This window comes from Halomonas sp. NPDC076908, assembly GCF_050269715.1.
Taxonomy (GTDB): Bacteria; Pseudomonadota; Gammaproteobacteria; order Pseudomonadales; family Halomonadaceae; genus Vreelandella.
In genome coordinates, this window is the sequence record NZ_JBNNIW010000027.1 from 10,013 (window position 1) to 20,998 (window position 10,986).

At 52.8% G+C, this 10,986-nt stretch carries 7 protein-coding genes; 1 reads left to right on the forward strand and 6 read right to left on the reverse strand.

The window, feature by feature from the left end; all coding sequences use genetic code 11:
- Positions 1-205 (forward strand): hypothetical protein (locus tag ACQKE4_RS14820; RefSeq protein WP_427389131.1); only part of this gene is annotated, 205 nt, incomplete at its 5' end.
- A gap of 175 nt (positions 206-380) precedes the next feature.
- Here the strand turns inward: ACQKE4_RS14820 and ACQKE4_RS14825 are convergent.
- The 6 genes from ACQKE4_RS14825 to lon form a co-directional block, all read right to left on the reverse strand.
- Positions 381-1,436, reverse strand: a complete 1,056-nt coding sequence (locus ACQKE4_RS14825) for an oxidoreductase (protein ID WP_427389133.1) — start codon at positions 1,434-1,436, stop codon at positions 381-383.
- A 26-nt stretch (positions 1,437-1,462) separates the two neighbouring features.
- The gene (gene ilvD / locus ACQKE4_RS14830) at positions 1,463-3,310 is read right to left on the reverse strand and encodes a dihydroxy-acid dehydratase (RefSeq protein WP_427389134.1); all 1,848 of its coding nucleotides are present in this window, start codon (positions 3,308-3,310) and stop codon (positions 1,463-1,465) included.
- 172 nt (positions 3,311-3,482) lie between these two features.
- Complete coding sequence (locus ACQKE4_RS14835) at positions 3,483-4,643, reverse strand: methyl-accepting chemotaxis protein (protein ID WP_427389135.1); 1,161 nt, start codon at positions 4,641-4,643, stop codon at positions 3,483-3,485.
- Positions 4,622-5,668 carry a PAS domain-containing protein gene (locus tag ACQKE4_RS14840; protein WP_427389137.1) on the reverse strand — a complete coding sequence of 349 codons (1,047 nt, stop codon included), beginning with the start codon at positions 5,666-5,668 and terminating at the stop codon, positions 4,622-4,624. The genes ACQKE4_RS14835 and ACQKE4_RS14840 overlap by 22 nt, the downstream gene beginning before the upstream one ends.
- A 228-nt stretch (positions 5,669-5,896) precedes the next feature.
- Complete coding sequence (locus ACQKE4_RS14845) at positions 5,897-8,062, reverse strand: methyl-accepting chemotaxis protein (RefSeq protein ID WP_427389139.1); 2,166 nt, start codon at positions 8,060-8,062, stop codon at positions 5,897-5,899.
- 168 nt (positions 8,063-8,230) lie between these two features.
- A complete protein-coding gene (gene lon, locus ACQKE4_RS14850; RefSeq protein ID WP_427389140.1) occupies positions 8,231-10,708 on the reverse strand; it encodes an endopeptidase La in 2,478 nt (825 codons plus the stop codon).
- Positions 10,709-10,986: the final 278 nt, after the last annotated feature.

A 10,986-nucleotide genomic window follows, 5' to 3' on the forward strand; every position in this document is an offset into this window, starting at 1 on the left:
GCGTGCACAAACCGTAGCGCGTGGTAACGAAGAACGCGAGTTCAACGAGCGTTTTAGGCACCCGCGGGAGGCGGCGGAACGACGCCCAGTGGCACCTCAACCAAACCCCGGCACCGCTGCGCGCTGCTTCCGCGGGTGCGCCGTAGGCTTACCACGCGCTACAAAACCCAAATCAGATGCGGGCACAAACCGTAGCGCGTGGTAACGAAGAACGCGAGTTCAACGAGCGTTTTAGGCACCCGCGGGAGGCGGCGGAACGACGCCCAGTGGCACCTCAACCAAACCCCAGCACCGCTGCGCGCTGCTTTCGCGCCGGGCCGCCGCTGCGGGTGCGCTTCGCTTACCACGCGCTACGAAAACCCATCGATTCACCCTTAATCTTAATGGTTTTTCAATGATATCCAGCGGCGTTGACGATGGCTGTCCAGCCCTGCTTCCAGCAGGGCCATTGAGCGCAGGGCGTCGTCGACGCTTACCGGTAGTGGCGCTTTATCACGGATAGCGGCGGCAACACCTTGGTAATAGGCCAAATAGTCACCCGGCAGAGTCGGAAGCTCACGGCGCATTAACGGTGCATTTTCACCCCCCTCTTCGCGAAGGGTCAGCAGGCCATGCTGGCTATCCTCGCCCCATTGTGCGGCGGGCACTTCGCCTGCTTTCAAACGATCCTCTTGAGGATCCAAACCGTATTTGACGAAACTTCCTTGGGTGCCATGAACCCGAAAACGTGGCGTAGGATCGGCCACCAGCGTGCCTGCCGCTAGAGTAACGCGAAAACTTTCGTAGTCGAGCAGCGCTAGGAAGTCATCATCGGCCTTTGCACCATCACGCAGCGTGCTTAACTCAAGCAAGATAGCGTGCGGCATACCAAACAACTCGCACGCTTGATCCAATAAGTGCGGCCCCAGGTCGTACCAGATACCGCCGCCGGGCGTTGCCTTCTCGCGCCAGCGATCGCGGACTTCCGGACGAAAGCGGTCAAAGTGTGATTTAAAGCTGACGATACGCCCGAGCGTTCCCGCTTTTAATAGCGCTTTTACGGTTAGGAAGTCGCTATCCCAACGGCGGTTATGAAAAACCGACAGCAGGCGCTGTTTATCTTCTGCCAGCGACTTAAGTGACTTTGCCTCTGAGAGCGTTACCGTAAATGGTTTATCGACCACTACATGCTTACCCGCGGAGAGTGCCGCTTTAGCAATCGAAAAATGCGTGTTGTTAGGAGTAGGAATAACAATCAGGTCGATATCATCGCGCTGACAAAGCGCCAATGCCTGACTCTCCACCTCAACATTCGGTAATGCTGCCTGCACCTTGGCGGCATCGCTTGACGATACCGCCACCAAATCCAAGCCTTCCGTGGCTTGGATCAGCGGTGCATGGAAGGTTTGGCTAGCAAAACCGTAGCCGACTAATCCAACGTTTATAGTTGCCTTCATTGCATTCCTTATTAAGGTTTAATTCTCTATCCGTCGAGTTTGCTTAGATCTCGCACAGCCCCTTTATCGGCAGATGTTGCCAGCAGTGCATAAGCTTTCAATGCGGGCGTTACCTTACGGGGACGCTGCTCAGCAGGCTTCCAGGCCTTGGCACCTTTAGCTTCCATTGCCTCGCGGCGAGCTGCCAGCTCTGCGTCAGTCAGTTTGACGTTGATCGCCCGGTTGGGGATATCAATGCAGATCAAGTCGCCTTGCTCAATCAAGCCAATCGCACCGCCCGCCGCGGCCTCCGGTGAAACATGGCCAATGGAAAGCCCAGAAGTACCGCCCGAGAAGCGCCCATCGGTAAGCAGTGCACAGGCTTTACCTAGCCCTTTTGATTTGAGATACGACGTTGGGTAGAGCATCTCCTGCATGCCAGGGCCGCCTTTGGGGCCTTCGTAGCGAATCACCACCACATCGCCCTCTTTGACCTTGTCCGCAAGCACATCAGCGACCGCCTGGTCTTGAGATTCAACTACATGGGCAGGGCCTTCAAACACCAAGATCGACTCGTCAACACCGGCGGTTTTTACCACACAGCCATCCAGCGCGATATTGCCGTAGAGCACTGCTAAGCCGCCCTGCTGAGAGAATGCATGTTCTACATCGCGAATACAGCCGGTTGCGCGGTCGCCATCCAGGCTTGGCCAGCGAGCACTTTGGGAAAACGCTACCTGGGTAGGAACTCCACCCGGCCCTGCTTTAAAGAACTCAACCACTTCGGGGCTTGGCGAGCGCATGATATCCCACTCTTCCAACGCCTCTTTAAGGCTGTCGCCATACACGGTGGGTACCGAGGTATCCAATACTCCGGCGCGGTCTAGCTCACCCAGAATCGCCATAATACCGCCCGCACGGTGGACGTCTTCAATGTGATACTTCTGGGTGTTAGGCGCGACTTTGCATAGTTGAGGGACTTCGCGAGAGAGGCGGTCGATATCCGACATGGTGAAGTCCAGCTCGGCTTCTTGTGCGGCGGCCAGAAAGTGCAAAATAGTGTTGGTGGAGCCGCCCATGGCAATATCCAGGGTCATCGCATTTTTGAACGCCGCCTTGGAAGCAATGGCGCGGGGCAGCAGGTGCGCTTCTTCACCTTCGTAATAGCGCTTAGCCAACTCAACGATTCGATGGCCAGCAGTTTCAAACAGGCGGCGGCGATCCGAGTGGGTTGCCAGCACGGTGCCATTACCCGGTAACGCCAAGCCAAGTGCTTCGGTCAGGCAGTTCATCGAGTTGGCGGTGAACATACCCGAGCAGCTACCGCAGGTGGGGCAGGCACTACGCTCGACTTCTGCCAGGGTTTCATCATCTACGCTGTCGTCGGCGGCCATGACCATGGCATCGACTAAATCCAGACCATGGTTGAGCAGCTTGGTTTTGCCCGCTTCCATGGGACCACCGGAGACAAAAATAACCGGAATATTGAGGCGCAAGGCGGCCATCAGCATTCCAGGGGTAATTTTGTCGCAGTTAGAAATACACACCAGTGCATCGGCGCAGTGAGCGTTGCACATATACTCAACGCTGTCGGCGATCAGGTCACGGCTGGGCAGCGAGTAGAGCATACCGTCGTGGCCCATGGCGATACCATCGTCTACCGCAATGGTATTGAACTCTTTCGCAACGCCACCGGCTTTTTCAATCTCCCGTGCGACCAGTTGCCCCATGTCTTTTAAGTGAACATGACCCGGCACAAACTGCGTAAAGGAGTTGGCTACCGCAATAATCGGCTTTTGAAAATCACCGTCTTGCATACCGGTGGCACGCCATAACGCGCGGGCTCCGGCCATATTGCGGCCAGCGGTGGTAGTACGTGAGCGATACTCTGGCATGGCGTCCTCTACTCTCTATTGTTAATCAGCCCACCTTATGAAAGGCCGTGGGCTAGTGTGAAACCGAAGGCCTTCGATTGTGGCATGAGCGTTGCGCAGAGACTAGATGCACAGAGGATAGATGTAGCGAGTAGAAAGGAAGAGGAGTTGCGCCTTCCCTGGCGCCGATGACTTAAAACGTTTCCCACGCCTCTTCAGTCGGTTGCGCATGGGCAGTGCGTTGCGGGGAGCGATGATGAGGCGCAGCTAGTGCCTGCGGCGACTCCACTGCTAGTGCGGGAGCATGCTTGAACCCAGCTTGCTTAAGCAAACGCCCGCGGGCTGTTTCACTGCTTTCATCTTCAGCACCCTCCAAACGGAACGCAGCAATAACGTTAGCAAGCCCTAATGCCTCACGGGTGAGATCTTGTGCAGCACTGGAAATCGACTGCACCTTGGACGCATTCTGCTGCGTCACATGATCCATCTCTGAGACAGCGGTATTGATTTGGGCGATACCACTGCTCTGTTCATCTGAGGCAGTGCTTATCTCCTCCATGATATCGCTAACTTTCATGACCTGCGTGACTACTTGATCAATGGCGGCTTCGGCCTCTTTGACTGCCTGGGCACCGCCGCTGATTTCCTGAGATGAGGTGTCTATTAAACGGCGAATTTCGCCAGCAGCATCAGCACTGCGCCCTGCCAAGTTGCGCACCTCATTGGCGACTACGGCAAACCCACGCCCTTGCTCGCCTGCTCGCGCCGCTTCAACTGATGCATTGAGAGCAAGAATATTGGTTTGGAAAGCGATACCGTCAATCACGCTGATGATATCGGTCATCTTATTAGCGCTATCAGCAATACGCTCCATACGCTCAACAAGCGCTTGCATGCGCTCTCCTGTTTCACGACTGGTCGTGGCATTTTGCATGGCTAATTGATTGGCTTGACGCGCGTTTTCGGTATTTTGCTGCACAGTCGCGGTCATTTGATCCATGCTAGAGGCCGTTTGCTGAAGCGACGATGCCTGCTGCTCGGTACGCGATGCCAAGTCTTCATTCTGCTGTTTGATATGCTCTGAAGCAGGCGTGACCACATCGACTTTGTTGCCGACTTCGGTGATCAGCCCTGATAAGCTCGCTCGCATAGTCTCAAGTGAGCTAAGCAGTTCACCCAACTCATCATTACGCTTCAAGGTCACTCGATCAGCCAAGTTACCCGCAGCAATCTGGAACGTGACTCGGCGCGCTTCATTGAGCGATTTAATTAGCGACTTCAGTACCGCCATACTCAGCCCAATCATTAGCATAATACCAAGCAGTAGCACGCCTAACTGACCGTATAGCAGCACTTGTTGCTGCGCTGCTCAGCGTTTTCCATTAATGCTTGGGCTGCCGCGCGCTCCTGGTCAACGAGCAAATTAATCGTGGCACTAATGCTTGCAGACGTAGGCTGTACTGTGTCATTAAATGCCTCAAAAGCGGCGAAGCCGTTGCCGTCGCGAATGGCGACAAACGCAATATCGGATGCTTCGATAAAGGTCGCCAGATGAGCTGTCAGTCCATCCTGAATGCCGCCTCCCGCCTCACGCAGCGCGGTGTAACCTTGCCAGGATGCTTCAATATCGGCACTCATAGTGGTTAATTGAGTTTCCAGCACATCGAGGTCTGCGCGACGAGGATTACGCACTGCTGGCTCTAATGTTTGGATAGTTTGACTGACGCGCTGGTCAATCTGCTGAAGATCGGTAATGCCTTCAAGGCCTGTTTGATTGAGCGTTCTTAATCGCTCAGCAGAACTGGTTAAACCGTAAACACCAGCAGCGCCAGCTAACACTAATAAGAAAATAGACGCTAACACCATGCCCATTAATTTGGCCTGCATACTGCTGAAACTAAACCGTGTTACCCAGCCGCGCACGCCGGTACGGCGTATTGCACCATAATGGAGCTTAAAGCCTCGAGCTTTGCCCTGTTGCATCGCGCTATAAATACGCTCTGCCCGTGCAACCGCCTCAAGCGACGCTTTGCGTCGAATAGAGGTATAACCTACTACACGCCCCCCATCGAGTAGCGGCGCAATAGTGGTATGTAGCCAATACGCCTCACCACTCTGACGACGGTTTTTGATTAAACCTTGCCATGTTCTACCCGTTTCAATGGTTTCCCATAAGTTCTGAAAAACGGCTTTCGGCATGGTGGGGTGACGAAACAAACTATGGGGCTCACCCATTATTTCATCCAGCGAATAGCCACTAACCTCGACAAAGGTTTGGTTGGCATAGGTGATCCGGCCCTGGCGGTCGGAGCGTGAAATCAGCACTTCATCATCAGCTATCTCGTAAATAGCGGACATCGCTTGGGTAGCTTGTGGCATTTAGATTCCCTACTTTTTATTCAAGGCTTGCGCCATCTTTAGGCTTAGTGGCGCTCTCACATCTAAGCCATTTTCATTACCACTGGATTATTTCATTTAGATGGAATGCATAAAACATGCCACCGCATTGGATGGCATTAAATCGTAACGAATGCGGGCGAATCAATCACCTATGAGTGACACAATTACCAAATCTCGGGGTTATTTTTATAAACGTTTATGGCTGTTTTAAAACTCATCCCACTGCTCACCGGTGTTGGATGGGGCAGGAGAGTTAACGCGCTGCCTGTTAGGAGCTGGCAGCTCTTGTGTCTCCTTTCTAAGCGCTTGGGTGGCTCTATGTAGTTTTCCCCGGGCGCTTTGAATATTTTCATCTTGTGCGCCTTCCAAGCGGAAAGCGTCTACTACATTAGCAAGCTCAAAGGCTTCATGGGAAAGGTTCTCGGCAGAAGCCGCTATCGACTGCACTTTTGATGCGTTTTGCTGGGTAACATGATCCATTTCGGCAATCGCTGTATTTATTTGATTGATGCCGCTGTTCTGCTCAGTGGAGGCAGTGCTGATTGATGCCATTAGTTCGCTAACTCGGCTCACTTGCAGGGAGACGTTGTCGATTGCCCGCTCGGCCTGCTCGACGGCGCTGCGGCCACCGTTCACTTCCTGAGTTGTGCTATCAATCATCTTCCGGATTTCTTGCGCAGCGTCGGCGCTACGCCCTGCCAAGTTACGAACTTCACTTGCTACCACGGCAAAGCCCCGGCCATGCTCACCAGCGCGAGCAGCTTCAACCGATGCGTTTAACGCCAATATATTGGTTTGGAAGGCAATGCCATCAATAACGCGGATCATTTCCCCCATCTTTTCAGCACTCGTGGCGATACGCTGCATGCGTTCCACTAGTTGCTGCATTTGCTGCCCCGTGTCCCGTGTACTAAGCGCATTTTGCGTGGCCAGATCGGTCGCTTGTCGGGCATTTTCCGTGTTCTGTTGAACGGTAGAGGTCATCTCTTCCATGCTAGACGCGGTTTGCTGTAGTGCTGATGCCTGCTGCTCAGTTCGCGAGGAGAGCTCTTCATTTTCAGCAGCAATTTGTTGAATAGCAGGAGTGACGACCGAGACCCGGCTTTCTACATCGCCTACAATGCTGGATAAGCTAAAGCGCATGGTGTCTAGCGAATAGAGTAACTCACCTAATTCATCGTTCGTTCGTTGAACATTCTGATTGGCTAAGTTACCGGCAGCAATTTGGAAAGTGGTATAACGTGCTCCTACTATACTGCGGAATACGCTTTTTAAAATCATCATGCTTAGGGCTATCATGACTAAAAAGCCGACGGCCAGTAATGCTAGCTGTATGATTAAAATTTGCTTGCGTCCGCTCTCTGCCCCAGTGAGTAACGCTTCCGCTTCCGCGCGCTCCTGTTCAACCAATACGATGTTTGTCTCACGTAGCGATTGAGTAGTTGCGACTACGATGTCATTAAATGTTTCAAAGGCCGCAAACCCATTACCTGCCTGAATAGCCATCAGCGTGGTATTTACACCTGCATTCCAGGTCGTCAGCGCTTCATTAAAAGCCTCTGTTGCATTGCCCGTTACCGCATCTGACTGATAATAAGTCGCCCACAGTGACTGCATAGTGTCGGTATGGAGACTAATTTCCGAGTTAACGACATTCATATCTGCCTGGCGCGGATTACGAACCACGGGTTCAAGCAAATCAACGGCTTGGCCAATATAACGCTCTATCCTCTGAAGCGTGGCCACATCTTGCAAGCCAGAGCGGTTAAGGGTCTCTAGTCGCTCCCCGGAAACCATGAGTGCATAAACCCCTAGCCCGCCTGAAAGGCTAAGCAGCAGCAATGACATAAGGACCATACAGATGAGTTTGGCTTTTAAGCTGGTCACTTGAAAGCGTGACAGCATGCCTGTTACCCCTTTTCGTTGCAGCCCTCCCTTAACAAGCTTGTAGTGGCGTGATTTGCCTTTTTCACGAATTTCAGCGTAAATTTTTTCTGCGCGTGTAACTGCTTTCGGTAACGCTTTGCGACGTATCGAGGTGTAACCAACGAGGCGCTCGCCGTCCCGCAGAGGGGCGACTGTCGCTTGCACCCAGTAGTGATCACCATTTTTGCGTCGGTTTTTGACTACACCTTGCCAGGTCCCCCCGGCTTGGATGGTTTTCCAGAAGTCCGCGTATGCTGCCTCTGGCATATCTGGGTGGCGGAGCAGGTTATGCGGGGCACCTATTAGCTCGTCCCGCGTGTAACCACTCACCTCTACAAAGGTGGGATTCGCGTATGTAACGTGGCCTTTTAAATCTGAACGAGAAATTAATACTGCTTCTTCGCTCAAAACATACTCGTGCTGAGTAATAGGCTGATTATTGCGCATACATACTCCACAGGGATGATTATTCTTAATTCTTTTTAGTACACGCTATTATTGTCGGTAATGAGAAAATTAAACCAGTAAATAGATGTAAAAAAGCGCCGTACTTAAGTACAGCGCTTTAACAGGGTGAAGCTAAAAGCGTTGATCGCAGATGAGTAGGTTTAACGACTAAATCGAGTCACGACCAAATACCACTTCAGCGACATCACGATAGCGTTTTGCAAAGTGAACCGTCATTCCCTCTTTAAGATAATCAGGCAGCTCTTCGTAATCACGCTTATTGGCATCGGGCAGAATCAACTCAAAAATATCACTGCGTCGTGCGGCAATTACCTTCTCACGAATACCGCCGACGGGTAGTACTTGCCCAGTAAGGGTAAGCTCGCCGGTCATGGCCAATGGGCGGTTGATGGACTGGTGTTTAGCCAGCGACATAAGAGCTGTCGTCATGGTGACACCCGCCGAAGGGCCATCTTTTGGGGTCGCCCCTTCAGGCACGTGTAGGTGTACAAACGCTGAGTCAAAAAAGTCGGCGTCGGCACCGTACTCTTGCAGATGGCCAAGGGTATAGCTGTAAGCAATATTAGCGGACTCTTGCATCACCTCGCCCAATTTCCCGGTGAGCTTAAAGCCTCGATCCAAAGAGTGTATTTTGCCCGCCTCGATGGGTAGCGTAGCGCCTCCCATAGAGGTCCACGCCAAACCAGTGACCACACCCTCACCAGTGAGCACTTTCTCTTTGCGGAAAATCGGCGCACCCAAGAACTCTTCCAGGTTTTTGACGGAAATTTTGACCGTTTCGAGCTCTTCTTCAAGTAGTTTAACCGCTGATTTACGCACGATACGGTGCAGTTGCTTTTCCAACTGACGCACACCAGCTTCCCGGGCATAGCCATCAATTACCTGCTTCAAGGCTGCGTCGGACAAACTAATACGTTTTTTCGTCAGGTTGTCGCGTTTGAGTAACTTAGGCCAGAGATGATTTTTCGCTATCGCCAGCTTCTCTTCGGCGATGTAACCAGACAGTCGGATTTGCTCCATGCGGTCTAGCAGCGGGCCTGGAATCGAATCCAACGTATTGGCCGTGCAGATAAACAGCACTTTGGAGAGATCCATACGGACATCTAAATAGTGATCAAGGAAATCAACATTCTGCTCGGGATCAAGGACCTCTAGCAGCGCGGATGCCGGGTCTCCCTGGAAGGACTGCCCTAGCTTATCGATCTCATCAAGCATGATGACTGGGTTTTCGACTTCGACCTCTTTAAAGGCCTGCACCAATTTGCCGGGCATCGCCCCCACATAGGTACGACGATGACCTTTGATTTCTGCCTCGTCGCGCATACCACCGACGGAGAAACGATAAAACTGCCGGCCTAGCGCCTCGGCAATTGAGCGCCCAATCGAGGTTTTACCCACCCCAGGCGGGCCGACGAGCAGCACAATTGAGCCACCTACATCACCTTTAAAGGTGCCTTCGGCGAGAAATTCGATAATGCGCTCTTTAACATCTTTCAAGCCGTCGTGGTCACGGTCCAGCACTTTACGTGCATGGGGCAGATCCAACTGATCCTGACTGGTGACGCCCCAGGGCAGCGACGTTAGCCAATCCAGATAGTTACGGGTGGTGCCGTACTCAGGCGAGCCGGTTTCCAACACGCTGAGCTTATTAAGCTCGTCGTCAATACGCGTTTGCACGCGCTCCGGCACTACCAGGGACTCCAGACGTGCTCTAAAGGTATCCACATCGTTTTCACGATCGTCTTTAGAGATACCTAGCTCACGCTGAATCACTTTGAGCTGCTCACGCAGGAAGAACTCGCGCTGGCGATCCTGCATTTGCGCGTTGACCTGATCGCTAATTTCGCCCTGCAGCAACGCTACATCAATCTCTTTGCGCAGCAGCGGTAGCACTTTCTGCATCCGCTCAGCGACCGATAGCGTGGCCAATACATCTTGCAGTTCAGGGCCTTTGGCAGATGTGATTGCAGCAGCAAAGTCTGTCAGTGGGCCAGGCTGATGGGGGCTAAAACGATTGAGATAATGCTTAAGCTCTTCGCCATACAGGGGGTTAATCGGCAGCAGCTCTTTAATCCCGTTGATAATGGCCATGGCGTAGGCGCGGGTCTCTTCGTTTTCCGCATCCACCGGCTCTTTGGGATAGGTGACTTCTACTAAGTAAGGCGGTTCTTTGGAGAGCCAGCGGGTAATTTTGAAGCGTTGAAGGCCCTGGGCAATAAACTGGATCTGCTCATCTTCACCCTTGAGCTTATGTACTTTAACGGCGGTACCGATCTCGGGAAAACCTTCATGACTAAGAGAGCTAACGCCCTGCTCACCCACGAACGCGACGCCCAACGTGTGGTGCGGCGTATTGCCTACGCGGCGCATGGTCTCTTCCCAGCGCTCACGGTTAACCACTAATGGCTGCACCTGGGCGGGGAAGAACGGGCGATTATGAATAGGGAGGAGATAGATACGTTCGGGCAGCATTTCGCTGGCGGGCACTAGGGAGTTTACGCGCTCACCATCTGAGCGGAAATCTTGATGGCCCTTACCGTCGTCATGATCTGTCGCTGATGACTCTCCATCATCAGTTTGCCAGTCAAGGTGTTCATTATCGCGGTCGTAATCCTGGTCGCTCATGCATCCTCCAATGAACCGATACTGGCGGTAAGCACCGCCTAGCTTTGTTCATGGAATGTGGGCACAGAAGTGAAACTTCAACCCTTGGGGCCTGTTTTGTAGAAGGCAGGTATAGGCAAACGCCATTTGTAGGAGGGAGCTTCAGCTCGCGAAGATTCAAGCACCTAGCCCGCTTAACATAGGGGGCGCCTTCGGCACCTTCGCCCACTGGAAGTGGCCTCCTACAATGGTGTGGAGCCTGATTATTGCACTGGTGCCAATAGCGATTTGTAGGAGGG

Bases quoted from the DNA above. Each gene is read 5' to 3' on its own strand.
- lon (WP_427389140.1), bottom strand. From the start codon at position 10,708: ATGAGCGACCAGGATTACGACCGCGATAATGAACACCTTGACTGGCAA.
- ACQKE4_RS14840 (WP_427389137.1), bottom strand. From the start codon at position 5,668: ATGCCACAAGCTACCCAAGCGATGTCCGCTATTTACGAGATAGCTGAT.
- ACQKE4_RS14825 (WP_427389133.1), bottom strand. From the start codon at position 1,436: ATGAAGGCAACTATAAACGTTGGATTAGTCGGCTACGGTTTTGCTAGC.
- ACQKE4_RS14845 (WP_427389139.1), bottom strand. From the start codon at position 8,062: ATGCGCAATAATCAGCCTATTACTCAGCACGAGTATGTTTTGAGCGAA.
- ilvD (WP_427389134.1), bottom strand. From the start codon at position 3,310: ATGCCAGAGTATCGCTCACGTACTACCACCGCTGGCCGCAATATGGCC.